Origin of the sequence: Mesorhizobium sp. M7A.F.Ca.US.011.01.1.1 (assembly GCF_003998295.1) — a bacterium.
Classification (GTDB): Bacteria; Pseudomonadota; Alphaproteobacteria; order Rhizobiales; family Rhizobiaceae; genus Mesorhizobium.
Genome location: NZ_RZRT01000021.1, coordinates 29,696 through 50,013 on the forward strand (window position 1 = coordinate 29,696; position 20,318 = coordinate 50,013).

At 60.8% G+C, this 20,318-nt stretch carries 22 protein-coding genes; 14 read left to right on the forward strand and 8 right to left on the reverse strand.

The genetic code is table 11. The features are described 5' to 3' along the window. The 6 genes from pstB (at position 1) to EOA13_RS19740 (ending at position 7,343) form a co-directional block, all read left to right on the forward strand. Positions 1-819, forward strand: a complete 819-nt coding sequence (gene pstB / locus EOA13_RS19715; RefSeq protein ID WP_013529271.1) for a phosphate ABC transporter ATP-binding protein PstB — start codon at positions 1-3, stop codon at positions 817-819. 26 nt (positions 820-845) lie between these two features. Beyond that, positions 846-1,553, forward strand: coding sequence for a phosphate signaling complex protein PhoU (gene phoU, locus EOA13_RS19720; RefSeq protein ID WP_127267720.1), 708 nt, complete (start codon positions 846-848; stop codon positions 1,551-1,553). A gap of 16 nt (positions 1,554-1,569) precedes the next feature. Further along, positions 1,570-2,259: a phosphate regulon transcriptional regulator PhoB gene (gene phoB, locus EOA13_RS19725; protein ID WP_010911896.1), complete on the forward strand. Its 690-nt coding sequence runs from the start codon at positions 1,570-1,572 to the stop codon at positions 2,257-2,259. 534 nt (positions 2,260-2,793) lie between these two features. Then, positions 2,794-4,218, forward strand: a complete 1,425-nt coding sequence (locus EOA13_RS19730; protein WP_127295152.1) for a family 16 glycosylhydrolase — start codon at positions 2,794-2,796, stop codon at positions 4,216-4,218. 44 nt (positions 4,219-4,262) lie between these two features. Then, positions 4,263-6,020, forward strand: coding sequence for a type I secretion system permease/ATPase (locus EOA13_RS19735; RefSeq protein ID WP_127295154.1), 1,758 nt, complete (start codon positions 4,263-4,265; stop codon positions 6,018-6,020). Then, positions 6,021-7,343, forward strand: coding sequence for an HlyD family type I secretion periplasmic adaptor subunit (locus EOA13_RS19740; protein WP_245490430.1), 1,323 nt, complete (start codon positions 6,021-6,023; stop codon positions 7,341-7,343). 33 nt (positions 7,344-7,376) lie between these two features. Here the strand turns inward: EOA13_RS19740 and EOA13_RS19745 are convergent, their stop codons facing one another. Beyond that, on the reverse strand, positions 7,377-8,621 hold the full coding sequence (locus EOA13_RS19745; protein WP_127295156.1) for an ROK family protein: 1,245 nt from the start codon (positions 8,619-8,621) through the stop codon (positions 7,377-7,379). A gap of 270 nt (positions 8,622-8,891) precedes the next feature. On the opposite strand from EOA13_RS19745, the gene xylF reads away from it, so the two are divergent. The 4 genes from xylF to EOA13_RS19765 all read left to right on the forward strand — a co-directional run bounded on the left by xylF (position 8,892) and on the right by EOA13_RS19765 (position 13,998). Continuing rightward, the gene (xylF, locus tag EOA13_RS19750) at positions 8,892-9,932 is read left to right on the forward strand and encodes a D-xylose ABC transporter substrate-binding protein (RefSeq protein WP_127295158.1); all 1,041 of its coding nucleotides are present in this window, start codon (positions 8,892-8,894) and stop codon (positions 9,930-9,932) included. A gap of 145 nt (positions 9,933-10,077) precedes the next feature. After that, positions 10,078-11,430: a sugar ABC transporter permease gene (locus EOA13_RS19755; RefSeq protein WP_127295160.1), complete on the forward strand. Its 1,353-nt coding sequence runs from the start codon at positions 10,078-10,080 to the stop codon at positions 11,428-11,430. Between the two features lie 11 nt (positions 11,431-11,441). Beyond that, the gene (locus EOA13_RS19760) at positions 11,442-12,242 is read left to right on the forward strand and encodes an ATP-binding cassette domain-containing protein (RefSeq protein ID WP_127295162.1); all 801 of its coding nucleotides are present in this window, start codon (positions 11,442-11,444) and stop codon (positions 12,240-12,242) included. A 127-nt stretch (positions 12,243-12,369) separates the two neighbouring features. Then, the gene (locus EOA13_RS19765; protein WP_127295164.1) at positions 12,370-13,998 is read left to right on the forward strand and encodes a CHASE domain-containing protein; all 1,629 of its coding nucleotides are present in this window, start codon (positions 12,370-12,372) and stop codon (positions 13,996-13,998) included. Between the two features lie 96 nt (positions 13,999-14,094). On the opposite strand, the gene EOA13_RS19770 is transcribed toward EOA13_RS19765, so the two are convergent. The 6 genes from EOA13_RS19770 to EOA13_RS19795 form a co-directional block, all read right to left on the reverse strand. Further along, a complete protein-coding gene (locus EOA13_RS19770; protein ID WP_013529278.1) occupies positions 14,095-14,340 on the reverse strand; it encodes a YMGG-like glycine zipper-containing protein in 246 nt (81 codons plus the stop codon). Positions 14,341-14,423: 83 nt separating this feature from the next. After that, positions 14,424-14,750, reverse strand: coding sequence for a hypothetical protein (locus EOA13_RS19775; RefSeq protein ID WP_127295166.1), 327 nt, complete (start codon positions 14,748-14,750; stop codon positions 14,424-14,426). 89 nt (positions 14,751-14,839) lie between these two features. Next, positions 14,840-15,016, reverse strand: coding sequence for a hypothetical protein (locus EOA13_RS19780; RefSeq protein ID WP_127295168.1), 177 nt, complete (start codon positions 15,014-15,016; stop codon positions 14,840-14,842). A 130-nt stretch (positions 15,017-15,146) separates the two neighbouring features. Beyond that, positions 15,147-16,178, reverse strand: coding sequence for a sensor histidine kinase (locus tag EOA13_RS19785; RefSeq protein WP_164780187.1), 1,032 nt, complete (start codon positions 16,176-16,178; stop codon positions 15,147-15,149). 176 nt (positions 16,179-16,354) lie between these two features. Beyond that, positions 16,355-16,522 (reverse strand): DUF1328 domain-containing protein, encoded by a 168-nt coding sequence (locus tag EOA13_RS19790; RefSeq protein ID WP_013529282.1) that lies wholly within the window; start codon positions 16,520-16,522, stop codon positions 16,355-16,357. A gap of 267 nt (positions 16,523-16,789) precedes the next feature. Then, on the reverse strand, positions 16,790-17,584 hold the full coding sequence (locus EOA13_RS19795) for a response regulator (protein ID WP_023810997.1): 795 nt from the start codon (positions 17,582-17,584) through the stop codon (positions 16,790-16,792). Between the two features lie 221 nt (positions 17,585-17,805). Between EOA13_RS19795 and EOA13_RS19800 the strand changes: the two genes are divergently transcribed. Both EOA13_RS19800 and EOA13_RS19805 read left to right on the forward strand, forming a co-directional pair. After that, on the forward strand, positions 17,806-18,009 hold the full coding sequence (locus EOA13_RS19800) for a NepR family anti-sigma factor (protein WP_023810998.1): 204 nt from the start codon (positions 17,806-17,808) through the stop codon (positions 18,007-18,009). Positions 18,010-18,012: 3 nt separating this feature from the next. Next, entirely contained in the window at positions 18,013-18,564 is a 552-nt protein-coding gene (locus EOA13_RS19805; protein ID WP_013529285.1) for an RNA polymerase sigma factor, read from the forward strand. A 13-nt stretch (positions 18,565-18,577) separates the two neighbouring features. On the opposite strand, the gene EOA13_RS19810 is transcribed toward EOA13_RS19805, so the two are convergent. Next, positions 18,578-18,949 carry a response regulator gene (locus tag EOA13_RS19810; RefSeq protein WP_027163154.1) on the reverse strand — a complete coding sequence of 124 codons (372 nt, stop codon included), beginning with the start codon at positions 18,947-18,949 and terminating at the stop codon, positions 18,578-18,580. 149 nt (positions 18,950-19,098) lie between these two features. On the opposite strand from EOA13_RS19810, the gene EOA13_RS19815 reads away from it, so the two are divergent. Both EOA13_RS19815 and EOA13_RS19820 read left to right on the forward strand, forming a co-directional pair. Then, the gene (locus EOA13_RS19815; RefSeq protein WP_127295172.1) at positions 19,099-19,860 is read left to right on the forward strand and encodes a Crp/Fnr family transcriptional regulator; all 762 of its coding nucleotides are present in this window, start codon (positions 19,099-19,101) and stop codon (positions 19,858-19,860) included. Between the two features lie 127 nt (positions 19,861-19,987). Beyond that, a complete protein-coding gene (locus EOA13_RS19820) occupies positions 19,988-20,314 on the forward strand; it encodes a DUF883 family protein (RefSeq protein ID WP_023811001.1) in 327 nt (108 codons plus the stop codon). Positions 20,315-20,318 lie beyond the last annotated feature (4 nt).

Consider the following 20,318-nt stretch of genomic DNA (forward strand, 5'->3'; position numbering starts at 1 on the left):
ATGAACATCATGACCGAACAGTCCCTTGAAAACGCAGTGGGCGACAAGATGAAGTCGAACGAAGTGATCAAAATGCGCGGCGACAAGGTCGGCGTGTTCTATGGCGAGAAGCAGGCGCTGTTCGACGTCGATCTCGACGTCCGCCTGAACCAGGTGACGGCGCTGATCGGCCCCTCCGGCTGCGGCAAGTCCACCTTCCTGCGCTGCCTCAACCGCATGAACGACACCATCGATTCAGCACGGGTAACCGGCAAGATAACGCTCGACGAAGAAGACATCTACGACAAGAACATCGATGTCGTCGAACTCAGGGCGCGCGTCGGCATGGTGTTCCAGAAACCCAATCCGTTCCCCAAATCGATCTACGAGAACGTCGCCTATGGTCCGCGTATCCACGGATTGGCCAAGCGCAAAGCCGACATGGATCAGATCGTCGAGTCGAGCCTAAAGAAGGCGGCAATCTGGAACGAGGTCAAGGACCGTTTGCAGGAACCTGGCACGGGTCTTTCCGGTGGCCAGCAGCAGCGTCTGTGCATTGCACGCGCCATCGCCGTGTCACCCGAGGTGATCCTGATGGACGAACCGTGTTCGGCGCTCGACCCGATCGCCACCGCTCGCGTCGAGGAACTGATCGACGAACTGCGTCAGAACTATACCATCGTCATCGTCACCCATTCGATGCAGCAGGCAGCGCGCGTGTCGCAGCGCACCGCGATGTTCCATCTAGGCTATCTGGTCGAGGAGGGCGCCACCGACAAGATGTTCACCACCCCCGACGACAAACGCACCCAGGACTACATCACCGGCCGGTTCGGCTGAGCTCAGGCATACGAGGGACGAAGATCATGGGTGAACATACCGTCGCATCTTTCGATGAGGATCTGGAGCAGATCAGTCAGCTGATCCGCGACATGGGCGATCTCGCCCGTTCGATGGTCAGTGGCTCGACCAAGGCTTTGCTCAATTCGGACAATGCGCTGGCGCAGCGCGTGGTTTCCGATGATGCCATCATGGATGCACGCCAGCGCGAGCTGGACGATCGCGCCATCACGCTGATCGCCAAGCGCCAGCCAATGGCCAACGATCTGCGTGCGGTGGTCGGTTCGATCCGCATGGCCGGCGACCTTGAGCGCATCGGCGACCTTGCCAAGAACATCGCCAAGCGCGTCGGCACTGTCGGGCTGAGTGTCACGCCGCACGACCTTTCGCATTCGATCGACGCGATGGCACAACTGGTGCTGATCCAGGTGCAGGGGGTCGTCGACGAGTATGCCGCCGCTGACGCGGCAGCGCTTGCCACGCTCAGAAACAATGACGAACGCATCGACGTCAAATACACCTCGGTGTTCCGCGAGCTGCTGACCTACATGATGGAAGATCCCCGCAACATCACGGCGTGCACGCACTTGTTGTTCTGCGCCAAGAACCTCGAGCGGATCGGCGATCACGTGACCAACATCGCCGAAAATGCCTATTATGTTTTGACCGGCACGCAGTTGCCAGCCAATCGTCCGAAGCAGGACGAGACGGCAATGTCCGCGCCAGCGGCATAACAGGGGTGACCAGCCGATGATCGCACCACGCATCATGGTGGTGGAGGATGAGGAGCCGCTAGGCGTGCTGCTCCGCTACAATCTCGAATCCGAAGGTTACCAGGTCGAGGTGGTGACGCGCGGCGACGAGGCCGAAATCCGGCTGCAGGAGAACGTTCCCGACCTTCTGGTGCTCGACTGGATGGTGCCTGCGGTTTCGGGTATCGAACTCTGCCGGCGCCTGCGAATGCGTCCCGAGACCGAGCGGCTGCCGATCATCATGCTGACCGCGCGAGGCGAGGAAAGCGACCGCGTGCGCGGCCTGTCGACCGGTGCCGACGACTATCTGGTCAAGCCTTTCTCGACGCCGGAGTTCATGGCCAGGGTCAAGGCGCTGCTGCGCCGGGCCAAGCCGGAAGTGCTGTCCAGCGTGCTAAAGGTCGGCGACATCGTGCTCGATCGCGAGTCGCACCGGGTCTATCGCAAGAAGAGCGAGATCCGGCTCGGGCCGACCGAGTTCCGCCTGCTCGAATTCATGATGCGCCATCCAGGCCGCGTGTTCTCGCGCAGCCAGCTGCTCGACAATGTCTGGGGCGAGACAATCTACATCGACGAGCGCACGGTCGACGTGCATGTCGGGCGGCTGCGCAAGGCGGTCAACAATGGCCGCATGCCTGATGTCATCCGCACGATCCGTGGGGCGGGCTACGCGATCAGGGAAGACTAGGTGGCTGTTCCGTCCCGATAGATCGGGAAAACTCGATTAGCACGCGGTCGCCAACAGCCGGTGGAATGTTGCACTCGTCTCATTGATGGGGAGCGAGCACGGGACGCCAGGAGCGATCATCCTCATCAGGTTTCGAATGACTGCGTTTGGGCCAAAGCGACAGGCAGCTTCTCGCGTTCCTCGATCTCCCAAACTCTCTATTGGGCCCCGGCTGGCCAGGAAGCACGGCGAATTACTTGATACGTCGTCATCTTTCCCGCAGACTTCGACCAGAAAGCCACGCAAGAATGACTTGAGTTAATTTAGATATACGTTCTTCAAATGACGCGTATTTTGCACAAATATACAATTTTAATAAATTACTTCAAATTGTTGCGAGTCCTCTCCTCTTTATTCATTTCTCGTCTGTCGATTGTTCAATGCGATCTCGGATCTAATGACGATTCCGTGGAACGATCTCGTTCTTTGCAGCGTTGCTTTGTAAGCGGTCGCCGGACCTTTGACCAGGTCGGATACCATTAGGAAGGATTTCTGATGAGCACGGTCTTAAACGCCAAGGGCATCCCTCTTGCCTACACCGGCGCTTCCACTCATTGGTTCTCGGCCACCGGGTCTGGACCGGAACTGCATGGCACCTCCGGCAACGACTCCTTCTGGGGAGACACCGGCGTCACTGTCACGATCTACGGCGGCGCCGGCGACGACTACTATCATCTCTATTCCACCAACAATAAGGTGGTCGAGGATCCCGGGGCAGGGATCGACACGATCGACACATGGATGAGCTACAAGCTCCCCGACAATTTCGAGAACCTCGTCGTTACCGGCGCCAACCGATTTGCGTTCGGCAATGCGTTGGACAACATCATCAAGGGCGGGTCGGGTCACCAGACGCTGGATGGCGGCAAGGGAAATGATGTCCTGATCGGCGGTGATGGCGCCGATACTTTCGCCATCTCCAAAGGTAATGGAAGTGATCTTATCTTCGATTTCGGTGCGACCGATGCGGTCCGCCTTAACGGCTACGACTTCACTTCGTTCGATGCCGTCCGTTCACAGATGGTCCAGGTGGAATCGAACGTGATGTTGAACCTCGGGTCCGACGAGATCCTGGTGTTCAAGAATACGACCATCGACAAGCTGCAGCCCACCCAGTTCGAACTTCCGATCGACAAGTCCGGAATGACGCTGTCCTTCTCCGACGATTTCAACACACTGAGCCTTCGGGACGGGCAGGACGGCACCTGGAATTCCAATTTCTGGTGGGGAGCGCCGAACGGTAGCACGTTGAGCAGCAATGGTGAGTTGCAGTGGTATATCGACGCCAATTATGGCCCGACGAGTTCGGTCCATCCGTTCAGCGTTGAGAACGGCGTCCTCACCATCACCGCCGCGCAGGCGCCGGAGGACATCAAGCCTCTGATCAACAACTACGAATACACCTCGGGGATCCTGACGACCCACGACACCTTCTCGCAAACCTACGGCTATTTCGAAATGCGGGCGGATCTCCCTGAAACAGCCGGAGCCTGGCCGGCGTTCTGGCTGCTTCCGGAGGACGGCTCGTGGCCGCCGGAGCTGGACGTTGTCGAAACGCGTGGCCAGGACCCGAACACGCTCTACATGACGGCGCATTCCAATGAGACGGGCGCGCACACGAAGGTTTCGTCAACGGTGAACGTTGCGGATACCGACGGTTTCCACACCTATGGCCTGCTCTGGACGAAGGATGAGCTTGTCTGGACCTATGATGGTGTAAAGGTCGCTCAAGCAGCGACGCCGGCCGACATGCACGATCCCATGTATATGCTGGCCAATCTCGCGGTGGGCGGCATTGCCGGCCAGCCTCCTGACCATCTGGCTACGCCAGCGGAGATGAAGATCGACTACATCCGCGCCTATACGCTGGACGACCTGCAGCACCACCCCTTGGACATCGCCGGCGACCATTCGGTCTAAGCGACGCCCTGATTTTGGGGCCATGAGCCGTTAGGAGCGCGGGAATGATTGCACGGTCTGATCTGCGGGCAGTCTTGAGGCGCGCCATCGCCGATGTCGGCGTTTTTTCGTTCCTCATCAACATCCTGCTATTGGTGATCCCCCTTTATCTGTTGCAGGTCTATGACCGCGTCCTGCCTTCCTCCAGCGTCGAGACACTTCTTTACCTCTCTGCTATCGCGGTTCTCGCACTCGCCTTTCTCGGTCTCCTCGATGCGGTCCGCTCCGTTTACACGCAGCGCGTTGCAGCCATTGTCGACAACAGACTGGGCGCGAGGACATTCGCCGTCTCGCTGGAGGCTAAGTACGCCGGGGGAGCAGCCCTGTCTCCACTGCGCGACCTTGCCTCGGTATGCGCCTTCATCAGGTCACGCGGCGCGGCGGTCTTGTTCGACCTGCCGTTTGCTCCGTTCTTCCTCGCCCTGCTGTACCTCATCCACCCTTTGCTGTTCTGGCTTACGCTGGCGGGATCTGGGCTGTTGCTTGCGATGGTCGTGGCAAATCAGTTTGCCATCGGCAAGAATGATGCCTTGTCGGCGGAACGCTCGGCTGTTGCCAGCCTGTCGGAGCAGGCCTTTGCCCGGAACGCGGAGACGCTGCGCGCCATGGGCATGATCCAAAACGCCGCGCGAGTGTGGGGAAGGCACGTGGCGGAGGCGCTAGTCCTGCATGACCGTTCGTCGATGGCCAACGCGATTTTCAGTGGAACGTCGCGAGCCGTACGCATGATGCTTCAGCTGGCAATACTGGGTGTCGGAGCATGGCTCGTGCTGCAAGGGAAGATGACGGCCGGCATGATCTTCGCGTCTTCCCTGGTGTCGTCCCGTGCGCTGCAGCCGCTCGACCAACTGATCGGGTCATGGCGGCAGATCATCGACGCCAGACGATCGTGGAAGCGGTTGGACAAGGCGCTTTCCGCCCATCCGGCGCATGCGCAAAAACTGACCTTGCCGGACCCGTCCGGCGAAATTGTCGTGGAGGGCCTGATCTTTGTCGCGTCGAACGCCACGCCCGGCACCGAACCCATCATCAAGAGACTGAACTTCCGCATCGGCGCAGGCGAAGCGGTGGCGATAATAGGTCCGAGCGGAGCCGGCAAGTCCACCCTGGCAAGATTGCTTGTCGGTGCGATTCAGGCAACCAGCGGCTGCGTCAGGATTGACAGCGCCGATCTCAGAACCTGGGACGAGAAGCAGCTTGGCCGGCATATCGGATATCTCGCTCAGGAGGTGGAGCTCTTTCCCGGATCGATCGCGGAAAATATCGCCCGCTTTGAACCCGATGCGAATGACGCCTCGATCGTCGAGGCAGCAAAGAATGCCCGGGCGCATGAGCTGATACTGGAGCAGCGAGACGGCTACCAGACCAGAATAGGTCCGTCGGACAGAACACTGTCGGGCGGCGAACGCCAAAGGATCGGGCTGGCGCGCGCTTTTTACGGCAATCCGCATGTTCTCGTTCTGGATGAGCCCAGTACCCATCTAGACGGCAGCGGCGAAGCCGCGCTCGAAGAAGTGCTTGCCGCCGCAAAAGCGGCGGGCGTTACGACAATCGTGATAACGCACCGCCCTTCGATCGCCGCAGCCTGCGACCGCGTGATGCTTCTGCGCAGCGGAGTGATCGAAGCCTTCGGTCCAAGCGGCGACGTGATGCGGCAGCCGATCGCCGGCATCGACCTTGCCCCTCAGCGCAGCATGGCGGTGACAGGGTCTTTTGCCACGACGATCCGCGGCACCCCTCATAGCGTCCGTTTTGGATCGTAGATGATGACAGCGCAGAGCCTCGTCCGGGAAGGCACAGCACGCACCGACATTCGCCGGGTGGCATTCGCCGGATACGCGGCAATGGCGATATTGGTGGGTTGCTTTGGCTATTGGGCGGTCAGTGCACCGTTGTCCGGCGCGGTCATCACGCAAGGCACGATCTCAGCGACAGGCGGGAACATCCTCATCCAGCATCCCGAGGGCGGCATCATCCAAGAGTTGCTCGTCCATGAGGGTGATCGCGTGCAACAGGCCCAGGAACTGATCCTGCTGGATCGAACAGCCGCGCAAGCCGAACTCAACCGGCTGACGAGACAGTCGATCGCGTTGAAGGCCAGCGCTTCGCGGCTGGAGGCGGAGCGCGACGGGTTGGATCGGCTTGCACCAATCACAGAGGCTGCGCCGGCACCGTTCCAGCACAATTTCGAGGTCCTGGTTCAAGAACAGCGGAAGGAATTCAACGCCAGGCTCGCCCGATTTCGATCGGAACAATCGATCCTCAGGCAACGGGTTGCCATGCATCGCCAGTCTGTTGTCGGATTGCAGGCCCAGAAACAGGCCATTGAGCAGCAGGCCGAAGTCGTGAAGAAAGAACTGGGCATCAAGACCAGCCTTTTGGACAAGGGCCTCACCAATCGCACTGAATATTCGCAGCTTTTGCGTAGCGAGGCCGATCTCGTCGGGCAGGCAGGGGCGCTGGAGGCAAATCTTGCATCGGCCAACACCCAGATCGTCGAAGCGCAGGAGCAGATAGAGCGCCTGACCACGCAACGCGTGGAGGAAGCCCTGACGAAACTCGACGAGGTACGTTCTTCGCTGGCTGACATTGACGAACAGATGCGGGCATCCGAGGCAGTGCTGCGGCGGACGACGATCAAGGCGCCAGCGGCGGGCATCGTGGTATCGTCCACCTACAATTCCAAGGGCAGCGTGATTGCCCCCGGCGAGAAGATCATGGAGATTCTGCCTACGGCATCGGGCTTGATCGTCGATGCACGGCTGCCGCCGAAAGACATTGACCAGGTTCGTGTCGGCCAGCCGGCAAAACTGCGACTATCAGCGTTGAACATGCGGCTCACCCCTGAGATTTCAGCCATGGTGACACAGGTTTCCGCAGATCGGCTCATCGATCAGGCTACGCATGAACCCTATTTCCGCGCCAAGCTGAAGATTGCCGCCGACTTGCCGCCCGGCGTGAAAGCGGAGCAGCTTTACCCTGGAATGCCGGTAGAAGCGTTCATCGGCACCGGCGAACGGACTTTCTTCGAGTATCTCGTACGGCCGATGCGCGATTCCTTCGCGCGCGCTTTCACGGAGCGGTAGATGTTGCGGACCGCGCAATTTTGACCCTGGCCCTCACGCCACGCTCTTTCCGGCGCTCCCTCTCGCCTGCACGCCCGGCGCAAAAATCTCCTGATCGACGAAGATCAGCGCCCGCATGGCGCAGCCTTCGCGGATCAGCGGCAGTTCGTTCGGCTCTGTGTCGAAGGAAATCGATTTTGAGTGCTGGCCGCCGGCGGTCTGGGCAATCGCTTGCCGCAATGCCGGCTCGATCAGGTCGAAGGCGGCGGCGCTGACACCGACCATGGCGACCGGCGCCGGATCGATCAGCGCGAACAGGCTGCCGAGGCCGTAACCGAGCGCTTCGCCGGCCTTGCGATAGGCTTCCCGTTCGGGTCCGTCCCTTTCGCGGGCCGCGGCAGCCAGGGCGCGCATGTCGGCGTCGCTGACATCGGCGACGGGTTCTGCATCCTCGCCCATCTGCCTGGCGTTGCGCCAGATGGCGTAATTGCCCGCATAGGCTTCGACGCAGCCGCGCCGTCCGCAGCGACATAGCGCGCCGTTCGGCCGATGGATCATGTGGCCGAATTCGCCGCCCGAAGAATGGGTGCCGGTGAACAATTCGCCCTTCAGCACCAGTCCCATGCCGATGCCGTGCGACAAAAGGATAGCGATGAAATCGTCGCGGTAACGATCAGGGTCGCGCCAGCGCAGCGCCACCGCCATCATGTTGCAGTCGTTCTCCATAATGGCGGGTATGCCGAACGCGTCTTCGAATATGTCGGCGAAGGCGATATCGGTGTGCGGCGTGATCGGCGACCACAGCATGGCGCGGGCACGGGTGTCGGTGATGCCCTGGATGGCCAGCGCGATGCGGGCGATGCCGCGGACGTCGATATCCGGGTCTTCAAGACGCCGCCGCACGATGGCGACGCATTCGCCGATCAGCGCCTCGCGCGACATCGTCAGCGTGTCCAGCCGGCGCTGTTCCTCGGATACCACCTGGCCGGCATAGTCGATGAATGCAACGGACAGAAAATTCAGCGACAGCACCACGGTCATCACCGCCGTGGCTTCCGGATTGAGGCTGAGGCCGACCTGCGGCCGGCCGCGTTTGAGCGAGCCGGCCTCGCTCGGCTTGCTTTCGGTAAGGATGCCTTCGCCGATCAGGTCGGAGGAGATCGCCGATATGGTCGAGTGGCTGAGGCCCGTGGTCGCGGCGATTTCGGTGCGGGACGGTTGTCCGGCCTGGCGCACGGCCGCAATGACCATCGCCCGGTTGCGGCGACGCAGATCGTCGTGGCGGATTCCGACCGACATGTTCTTTCACGTCCTCCCGGTCGCCGCGGTTCTTCCTGCCCTGGAACGCTGTCGGCAACGCAGATAAATACTGGCAGAAGCCGCGCGCCCTGTCATTTATTTATTCCGGGACTCGAAAAAAATTCGAAAGGCCGTCAAAATCCATCAGATTCGATGTTGACAGCGTTCAGGCGTTGGCCCAGTGTTTTTTCGAGGCTCGAAAAAATAGGGGCTTCTGTGCCGGCCCTCGGGTCAGTTTGGTCGCGCCATACGCGGCGCAGGGAGGATAATATGAAAAGATTCACAGCCGCCATCCTGGCGGGTGCCGCCATGTCGCTGACGCTCGCGTCTGTCGCGCAGGCGAAGGACAAGGTCGTCGGCGTTTCGTGGTCCAATTTCCAGGAAGAGCGTTGGAAGACCGACGAGGCCGCCATGAAGACGGCGATCGAGGCCGCCGGCGACAAGTACATCTCCGCCGATGCGCAGTCCAATCCCGGCAAGCAGCTCACCGACGTCGAAAGCCTGATTTCGCAGGGCGCCAATTCGCTGATCATTCTGGCGCAGGACGCCTCGGCCATCGGCCCTGCGGTGCAGAAAGCGCTGGACGAAGGCATCCCGGTCGTCGGCTATGACCGGCTGATCGAGAACAAGGACGTCTTCTATCTGACCTTCGACAACAAGGAAGTCGGCCGCATGCAGGCCCGCGAAGTGTTCAAGGTCAAGCCGGAAGGCAACTACGTCTTCATCAAGGGCTCCGGTGCCGATCCCAATGCCGACTTCCTGTTCTCGGGCTCGATGGAAGTGCTCAAGGAAGCCATCGACAGCGGCAAGATCAAGAATGTCGGCGAAGCCTACACGGATGGCTGGCTGCCCGCCAACGCCCAGAAGAACATGGAACAGTTCCTGACCGCCAACGACAACAAGGTCGACGCGGTGGTCGCGGCCAATGACGGCACCGCCGGTGGCGCCGTCGCGGCGCTGACGGCGCAGGGCCTTGCCGGCACAGTGCCGGTCTCGGGTCAGGACGGCGACCACGCCGCGCTGAACCGTATCGCGCTCGGCACGCAGACCGTGTCGGTGTGGAAGGACGCGCGTGAGCTCGGCAAGACCGCCGCCGAGATCGCTTCGCAGCTCGCAGACGGCAAGAAGACCGGCGACATTGCCGGCGCCAAGGACTTCACGACGCCGGGCGGCAACACCGTCAAGTCGCTGTTCCTGACCCCGATTGCCATCACCAAGGACAATCTCAACCTCGTCATCGACGCTGGCTGGATCAAGAAGGAAGAAGTCTGCACGGGCGTCGCTGCCGGCACCGTCGCGGCCTGCAACTAAAAGCTGGCTTGTTCCTGCATTTTCAACGCCGCGGCCCAAAAGCCGCGGCTTTTTCTCAAAGACTTTTGTGTTTCCGCATCATGCGGATAGCTTCTAGGCTGGGCTCCGGCATGCGCGTCAGACGGCCAGTCGGTGGGAGGAAATCATGACCGATACGACGTCCAACCCACAGGCCGATACGGCGCGCGCGTCGGAACTCGGGGCCGTCGCCCGGTTCCTGAAGGCGACCGAGATCGATACCCGCATGCTCGGCATGATCGGCGCGCTGCTGGTCATCTGGATTGGGCTGCATGTCATTTCCAGCTTGCGCCTGGGCGTCAACCCGCTCGATTTCGACAGCCGCACCTTTCTCACGCCGCGCAATCTGTGGAACCTGTCGGTGCAGACATCCGCGGTCGCGATCATGGCCTGCGGCATGGTGCTGGTCATCGTCATGCGCAACATCGACCTGTCGGTCGGTTCCGCCGAGGGCCTGATCGGCATGGTGATGGGGTTTGCCCAGGTGCATTTCCTGGTGCGCTTTGTCGGGCTCGAACTCGGCAATCCGTGGATCTGGGTCCTGGCGCTGGTCATCGGCCTGGCGCTCGGCCTGTTGATCGGCGCTTTTCAAGGCTTCGTCATCGCCTATCTCGAAGTGCCCGCTTTCATCGTGACGCTGGGCGGCCTGCTGGTCTGGCGCGGTGCGGCCTGGTGGGTCACGTCAGGCCAGACCGTGGCGCCGCTTGATGCCACCTTTCAGCTGATGGGCGGCGGGCCGGCGGGATCGATCGGCGCGACCTGGAGCTGGGTCGTCGGGATCGTCGCCTGCCTCGCCGTGGTGTTTGGGCTGTTCAACGGGCGGGTGCAACGCAAGCGTTTCCGGTTTCCGCTACGTCCGATCTGGGCCGAGACGCTGCTTGGAGTCGTCACCTGCGGCGCCATCATGGGTGCGGTCTGGCTCGCCAACTCCTACCCCTGGCCGATCGGCATCGTGAACAGATATGCGGCTGCCAACAACATCACCGTTCCCGAAGGCGGCCTGTTCATCGCCCACGGTATCGCCATACCGGTGCTGATGGCGGTTGCCGTCGGGCTGGTCATGACCTTCATCACCAACCGCACCCGCTTCGGCCGCTATGTCTTCGCCATCGGCGGCAATCCGGAGGCGGCCAATCTCGCCGGCATCAACACGCGCTGGATCACCATGAAGGTGTTCATGATCATGGGCGTGCTGGCCACGATCGCCGCAGCGATCTCCTCGGCCCGGCAGAATTCGGCCACCAACGTGCTTGGAACGCTCGACGAGCTGCTGGTCATTGCAGCCGCCGTGATCGGCGGCACGTCGCTTGCCGGCGGGTCGGGAACGATCATCGGCGCCATGCTCGGCGCCCTGCTGATGCAGTCGCTGCAGTCCGGCATGGTGCTGCTTGGCGTCGATTCGCCGCTGCAGAGCATCGTCGTCGGCGCCGTACTGGTGATCGCCGTGGGGCTCGACACCGTCTATCGCAAGCGCGTCTAGGAGGGCATGCCATGACTGACAAGACTGCTCCTGCAGCCACCGCGCTGATCGACATGAGGAACATCTCGATCGCGTTTGGCGGCATCCGCGCCGTCGACGACGCCTCGATCGATCTTTTCCCCGGCGAGGTCGTGGCGCTGCTCGGCCATAATGGCGCCGGCAAGTCGACATTGATCAAGATCCTGTCCGGCGCCTACAAGCGCGATTCGGGCCAGATCTTCGTCAACGGCGAGGAGGCATCGATCTCCAATCCACGCGATGCCAAGAAATACGGCATCGAGACGATCTACCAGACGCTGGCGTTAGCCGACAATGTCGACGCCGCCGCCAATCTGTTCCTCGGCCGCGAGCTGATGACCGCCTGGGGCACGCTCGACGACGTTGCCATGGAGGCCGAGGCGCGCAAGGTGATGGGTCGGCTCAATCCCCGCTTCCAGCGCTTCAAGGAGCCGGTGATCAAGCTGTCGGGCGGCCAGCGGCAATCGGTGGCGATCGCGCGTGCAATCCTGTTCAATGCGCGTATCCTGATCATGGACGAGCCGACGGCGGCGCTTGGTCCGCAGGAAACGGCGCAGGTCGGCGAACTGGTCAAGCAGCTCAAGTCCGACGGCATCGGCATCTTCCTGATCAGCCACGATATCCACGATGTGTTCGAGCTAGCCGACCGGGTCTGCGTCATGAAGAACGGCCAGGTCGTCGGCACCGCCCGCACCACCGATGTCAGCCAGGACGAGGTGCTGGGGATGATCATTCTGGGCAAATGCCCGCCGGGCGCCATTCCCGGACCGGGCGCGCTGAAGATAGCGGCCTGAGATCGAGCCAGATCGCGGTTGCCGGACACGTGATATGCCAGCCGTAAGGATGGCTTGGCCTTGGCATTGTATTGGCACGGCGACTTGCCCATAAAGGTCCGACATCGCTCAGGGACCGCACGATCCGTTGAAGAAGCTTTTCCCGATCATCGCCTTTATCGCCGTCGCGCTGATCAGCATGGTGATGGCAGGTTTTGCCTATTTCGCCACGCAGGAAGCCGCGCGCATCAAGTTCGAGGCGACTGCCGACGATGCGCTCAACCGGATCGAGAGCCGCATCGACCTGCATCTGTCGCTGCTGCGCTCGACGCAGGCCCTGTTCGACGCCCGCAATGGCGATATTTCTCGCAATGAGTTCAAGGCGTTCTTCACCGCGCTCGATGTCGACAAGAATTTCGCCGGCTTGCGCGGCATCGGTTTCCTCAGGCTGGCAAAGGCGGGCGACGAGGCGACGGTCGAACGCGATATGCTGCACGATTATGGCGTCAGTCATCCAATCTACCCGGATACCACGCAACCCTGGCGTACTCCTATCATGCTGTTCGAACCGCTGGATCCATCCAACCAAGCCGGCATCGGCTACGACATGTTCAGCGAACCGGTGCGGCGTGTGGCGATCGAAAAGGCGATGTCCGACGACCAGCAGCACGCCAGCGGGCTGGTGCAGCTGGGCCAGGACACGGGCGCCGCGCAGACGTTCACCGGCTTCTTCGTTTTCGTGCGGCTCAATGTCGAAACCGCTCCCGACGTCATCAATGCTTCGAGATCCTCGACGGCCGGTTTTCTCTATGCGGCCTTTCGGGCTCGCGATCTGTTCCAGACCGCGCTCAGCCGGTCGCCGCTGCTGCCGGTCAACACCGAAATCTATGATGGCGATGGTGCCGTGAACGGCGACAATCTGTTGTTCCGGTCTGAGACGCCGCCGGCTTCCACTTTGGGCGACAGGCTGCTGGTCACCCGAAAGATCATCGTCGCCGGACGGCCATGGACTGTCCTGTTCCGGCCGACAAGCGCCTTCTCGCAGCCGTCGTCGCGCGCCATTCCGGTGATGCTGGGGCTGTTCGGCCTGCTGTTGGCGGGCGCCATCGCGCTGGTGGCACGCTATCAGGAGCGGGCCTATGAGGCAGCGTCGCGGTTGCACGAAACGACGGAAAAGAGCTTGATCGAAAAAGACCTGATGCTGCAGGAGATGAAGCATCGCATCAAGAATTCGATCACCAGGGTGCTGGCTATCGCGCGCCAGACAGCATCGCGGGCTACCGACGTCAACGAGTTTTCCGCATCCTTCTCGGCCAGGCTGCAGGCGATGGCGGCGTCCCAGGATATGCTGACGCGCTCGCGCTGGCAGAAGGCCGATCTTGGCGATCTCCTGCGCATCGAGCTGGGTCAGGTGTTCGGCAAGGAGCTACCCGATGAGCTGTTGTCGGGACCACAGGTGCTGCTCGACGAAACCACGACGCAAGCGCTCGGCCTGACCTTCCACGAACTGGCGACGAATGCGCTGAAATACGGCGAAGCCGGCAATTCCGTCGGCGCGCTGAAAGTGGACTGGTCGGTCGAAGGGCGCGGGCGCGACAGGACGCTGGCTCTCAATTGGCGCGAAAACGGGCAGACGAAACTCGAAGCGCCAGCCAAGACCGGATTCGGCACCAAGCTGATCGATCTCAACGTGACCCGCGAGCTGCGCGGTACGATCAAACGTGATTACCAAGCCAATGGGCTGAACGTGGAAATCAAAATTCCACTCGCCAACTGAGCGCGACCTTCAACCGAAAAGGATCAAGCGTCCAGACATGAAAAATCCGAAGGCCAGCGGACCGGCCTCCGGATCGACGTTTCGATTATCGCCGAATCAGTTGCAGCGAGCCGTGTAGATCCGGCCGCGATGATCGCGATATTGACAATAGCCGTTGCGCAGGTTGCGCACCAGCAGGCCGGAACCGGCACCAACAGCCGCGCCGATCAGCGCGCCCTTGCCGCCGCCGACCAAGCCGCCGACACCGGCGCCGATCAAGCCGCCGCCAACCACGTCCTTCTCAGTCGAGGTGCAGCCGCTGACGGCAACCACCGCAACCAGGGCAATAATCATCTTCCGCATAGAGTCACTCCTCACTTTTTGTCCTCACTTGGTAAAGCTCCAGCTGCCATTTAGCATGAAATGACGGCCTTTGCTGCTGCAATCTATTGTTGGTGAAGATAGTCTTTTTCTGGGCGTGCCGCGTTCGACGCCATTACGAGGCTGGAAATTGCCAAAGATGCGTCAAGCGTACCATCGGCGCGCACATTCCAGACGATCTGATCATAGTCGTCTTCAAGCGCCGGATCGACAGCAAGGCATTTGGCGACGATGTGGTCAGCCTGCCCTTGCACGTCGCCCAAGACGAATGGGCGTTCGGCCACGCATTGCTCGGCGCTCGCGAAAACGCTTACGGGCACCTGGAGTTCACGGCAGTCGGCCATCGTGTTCGAGCAACCGATGACCAGCAGCAATGCAGCGATATGTTCCATGGCGGGAAGTCCTCTCGCCATAGTAACGGTCTACATTCGCCAAAGTTCCTGGCTCGCTCGATTCTGTCACCGGCCGAAACGAGCTGGCCTCAGACCAATTGGTACAGGGCGACCACCGCGATCACGGCCAGCAGGCCCAGCGCGACAAGGCGCAAGGCCCCATTGGGAACAGGGGCCAGCGGTGGCGCGGATGCCTCGGAGTCCTCAAACTCGCCCATAGAAATCCGGGCGGCCTGCTCCAGTCTGTTCATGTCGGCAACCGTCAAGGCATTCCTCCCGCACCATGCTGCAAATCCTGCTGCGGAAATGTTCGATGATGCAACAAGTTCCAGCGGTATCTGGGAAAAACAGCATCTGCTTTTATGGTGAACAGCTGGTTAAGGAAGCTCGGGTCGCTCAATCCGTCTCGAAATTGCCGTGCGGAACGACAAGGCGGTACTCGAGACGGCCAGCCGCGATTTCGAGCGTCGCCGTTCCGTTCAGCGACGTCGGCACGACCCGTTCGAGTGCGACGCTGCCGAAGCGCTTCTCGCTACGCATAACATCACTGGCTCCGATTGCCTCGGCCCATGTCAGGGACAGGGAGGTTCCCGTGTCGGCGGCGGTCAGGTTAGCTGTAACATCGACGAATCCATCGGGCCGCGACAGGGCGCCATAGCTCACCGAATTGACGGCGAGTTCATGCATCGCAAGGCCGATATGCAGGGCAGCGTTGGGATTGAGATAGGGGTTTGCCCCCTGAAACCTCAGGCTGCGAACCGGATCGCCGCCGTAGCGGCCCACCTGGCCCGATACGAGTTCGCGAAGCGCCGCACCCCGCCAGTTGGAAGAGGTCACGAGATCCTGGGACGAAGCCAGCGATTGCAGCCGGCCGCGAAAGCGTGTCAGGAAATCGCCGATGCTGTCGGAGTAGCGACCGGTCTGGGTGGCTATGCTCTGGATGATCGCCAGCAGGTTTTTGGAGCGATGGCTTACCTCCCGCAACAGCGTCGTCAGGGTCTGCTCGCGGCGCTTTTGCTCGGTCGTCTCGACCATCGTGGTGACGACGCCTTGCACCGTGCCGCCGTCGCCGTGGTCGGCATCGATCCAGACCTCAAACCAGCGGCTGCCATCCTCGACGGGAATGCTGATCTCGAGACGTTGGGGGTTGCCGGATGCAATGACGTCGCGCTTGGCCGCGCCGATGCGGTCGGCCTGCGCCTCCGGCAGAATACCGATGCTGTCGGTGGTGTCCGCAACCCAGGGCGCACGCATGTTGCGCGCCCATACGGTTTTCATCTCGCGATCCTGGTAGAGAACGGAAATGCCGGCATTGTGCAACGCGTGAAGAAGGGCGCGGCCGAGCTGCATGCCGCTTTCGGCAGGATGGAGGGCGATGACTTCATCGCTTTGCACGTCGTCCTTCCTGTTTCCGGTCCTGGAACCCATCGGCCAAACTGTCCACCCAATTCAGGCTGAACGGCTCACCGGTGAATGGGTTCCAAACAGGTTTCCCGAACCCGCCGCCAAAAAACGGTCCGCCGGACGGCGTCCTTTAGGACACCGCCCGGCGGTGGCTGGAAACCGTTTGAGGGGTGCGGCTTCCAGTGTTCGGCCGTTCGTTGTTACGAAGCCCGTTTGAACAGGCCCGCAAGAAGCGAAATGACCAGGAAGGCGAGGAAGATGAAAAACAATATCTGCGCTATGCCGGCAGATGTACCGGCGATGCCGCCGAAACCAAGCGCGCCGGCGATGATCGCAACGACGAGAAATACGAGCGCCCAGTAAAGCATGATGCATCTCCTTCGAATGGTGCGATAAAAACGTGGGTGGTTGCGGTTTGTTCCCACCCTTTGCCGAAAAAGACCGAGCTTGCAATTCGGTAGGCAACCGGACGCGCAGGAAATTAGCCGTCACCGCCCGATGCGTGCATCAGGCTGCCCGAAGTGAGGAATTGAGGAATTAATGAATTGACGATTTGATGATCTGGAGAAATCGGCGAGCGAGGCTATCGCCTTCAATTCCTCAATTCCTCAATTCCTCCACTCCTCAATTCACGACTATGCGGCGGCTTTCGCCTGGCGGTCAAAGAACAGTGCCTGGCTGATCAGCGCCTTGACCATGTCGGGATTGAACGGCTTGGTGACCAGGAAGGCCGGTTCCGGCCGTTCGCCAGTCAAGAGGCGCTCGGGGAAGGCGGTGATGAAGATGACCGGCACCGACGTCGATGACAGGATCTCGTTCACGGCCTCGATGCCGGAACTGCCGTCGGCAAGCTGGATGTCGGCCAGCACCATCTTCGGCCGTGTCTTGCCGAACATCATCACTGCCTCGGCATGGGTGCGCGCCGTTCCAACGACGCGGTGCCCGAGGCTCTCTACCATTTCTTCGATATCCATGGCGATCAGCGGTTCATCCTCGATGATCAGAACGTCGGTTGCCACCTGACGGGATATCTCGTTGCTCGCCTGGGCAAGCAGCTCTGAAAACTCCTGGTCGCCGACGTCGAGGATCTCAGCCGCTTCGTCCTCGCTGAAGCCTTCGACAGCCACGAGCAGGAAGGCCTGACGGGGCCGCGGCGCGATCGCATTCAGATTGGCGGCGGTGCGCTGTTCCCACGCCGATTGCGCCTGCTCCTGTGGGACGCGGATGGCGACCGATGTGAACAGCTTGGCGAAAACCTTGTACAGCGCGATGCGGTCGCTCGATGCTTCGGGAAATATCTCGATATCGGCGATGATGGCCTCGAGCATCGCGGCTACCAGCGCATCACCACTCTCTTGCGACCCGGAAACAGCCCGCGAGAAGCGGCGCAGGAAGGGCAGATGTGGTGCGATGGTGGCGGATAAGCTCATGGTAAGACGTCTCCCTCAGAATGACGTGATTGCATAGGTGCATAGGTCAAGCTGACTGCAAGCCCTGACGTTAACGCGGATTTTTTGAAAAAGTTCCGCCTCGATGGAACAAAAGCCGGGGAGTGGCGTTTGTGGTCGGGATGGGCAGCCAGACGAGGGCGCCGCTTGCGTTGTGTTGAGTATGATAAGAGCGGCTTGAGCGCTGGGAATACAAGGGCAAAATGAAGGATATGACGAAAGATATTCTGGCTGGCGCCGAGAGCAGGCGCCGGAACGGTTCTGGTGATGCTCTTGGGCCGAACTCCGAAATCGGACGCAAACTCAAACAATATTATGACGCGCTGGTCTCCGACGATGTGCCGGATCGCTTTTCCCAGTTGCTTAGCCAGCTGGAACAGGCTGAACCCGCACAGAAGAAGGACTGAGGCATGGCCGCGGTCTCACAAGGCTTCAAGACTGATCTGCTTGGGGCAATCCCAAGTCTGCGCGCGTTCGCCGTGTCGCTGACGCAAAATGCCGATAAAGCCGACGACCTCGTCCAGGAAACGCTCGTCAAGGCTTGGGACAAGCATGAGAGCTTCCAGCCCGGCACCAATCTCAAGGCCTGGCTTTTCACCATCCTGCGCAACGAGTTCTATTCGCAGATGCGCAAGCGCGGGCGCGAAGTGCAGGACAGCGACGGTATCATGACGGCCAGGCTTGCCGTTCATCCGGCTCAGCACGGCCAGCTTGACCTGAAGGATTTTCGTGGAGCGCTGGAGCAATTGCCGGAGGACCAACGCGAAGCCATCATCCTCATCGGCGCGTCTGGTTTCTCCTACGAGGAGGCCGCCGAGATCTGCGGTTGCGCGGTGGGGACGATCAAAAGCCGCGTCAGCCGAGCCCGTACGCGCTTGCAGGAGATCCTGAAAATATCAGGCGAGGACGAGTATGGTCCGGACGCAATTTCGGCCCAGGTAACGAGCTCGCCTGCGAGTTGACCGCGATCGTGTCTCAAGCGCGTCCGCAGGCCGCGGCGACCGCTTGCACGAGGTCTTCACCCGAATAGGGTTTGCCAACCAGCCTGACGCCCGGAAACGAGGCCTTGATTTCATCGGCATCCGAATAGCCCGACGCAAACACGAAAGGTATGCCTGCCGCGCGCAGCCCGGAGGCGAAATCGATCGTCGAGGCGCCGCCCAGCATCAAGTCGACAATGGCTGCATCGAATCGCGTGGCGACCTCGCGGCCATCGACCTCGGTCAGGTCACGGGCGATCACCACCTCATCGGCGCCATGGTCGCGGCAAAGCTGCTCGACATCCATGGCGATCAGAAATTCGTCCTCCAGGACCAGAATCCGCAATCCGTCAAGCAATGTGGGCACAGGCAAAGACTCCTTGAAACGCCGGAGTCATGATCGCTAATTCGCTTGCTGTCATTTAAAAAAGACATGTGGCAAGCGGGCGGAACCTCAATCCTTGCAACGCGATGAAACGCGCTCCTCCAAGAGCGGGCTTTCGAAGGGGGGTCGAAATGTCAGTCCAGAACAATAGCGCTTTCTCCAGCCGCCAATATCTTTGCGAGAACTGCCCATTGCGGCCGTTGCCGATTTTCCGCGATTTCGAAAAACAGGAACTGGCCTTCATCAGCAAATTCAAGAAGGGCGAACTCGCAGTCGAAAAGGGTGGGACGGTGCTGGTGGAGGGAAGCCATAGCGCCCATCTCTACACCGTGCTCTCCGGCTGGGCGTTTCGCTACAAGCTGTTGCGGGACGGCCGCCGCCAGATCCTCAACTATCTCATGCCCGGCGATCTGATCGGCCTGCAAGGCAGTGTGATGGGCGAGATGCAGCATTCCGTGGAGGCCCTGTCGCCGATGCTGCTGTGTGTTTTCGAGCGCGAATATCTGCATGAGTTGTACCGCAATCATCCCGGGCTGGCCTATGACATCACCTGGATCGCATCGCGTGAAGAGCGGATGCTGGACGAGAACCTGCTCAGCCTCGGGCGCCGCAGTGCGATCGAGCGCGCTGCCTATCTCATCGCCTTCATCGGCAGCCGCGCCAAGGTCGTCGGACTGAATGGCAACCAATCTGTCCAGATACCGATCACGCAACAGCACATTGCCGATACGCTCGGCCTGTCGCTGGTTCACACCAACAAGACAATCCGCAAGCTGATGGATCGCAAGCTGATCGTCTGGCGCGACGGCGGCTGCGTGGTCTCCGACAATGAAGGCCTCAAGCGGCTCGCCGGCTGGGAAGGGCTGGGTGAAGCGCGCCGGCCATTAATCTGAGGAAGCGTCTCTTGCCGGAGCCGACGCACCGGGTGCGCGCCGATGCGTTTTCGGCTACTTTGTCCCAATGCCGGAACCTTGAGGCGGGCAGCGCGTTTGAAACCAAGCAATCACAAGGAGTTAAGCCATGGCCACTGCCGCAGGAAAGACCGCAAACGACGCCCGTGCAAATGCGGACCTGGAAGCCGACATCAGGCAGTTGAAGGCCGACATCGACAAGCTCACCAAACAACTGGCCAAGACCGGCGAGCATGGTTATGGCACCGCGCGCCGCGCAGCCACGGAAGGGGTCGAGCAGTTGCGTGCGCAGGGCGAAGCAGCCTTTGACAGCCTGCGCAGCAATGCCAAGGACATCGAAGCGCAGATGATGGCAAGTGTACGCGAAAAGCCGGTGACGTCACTGGCGATCGCCGCCGGCGTCGGCTTCCTTTTCGCGCTCATCGCGCGTCGCTAGTCGC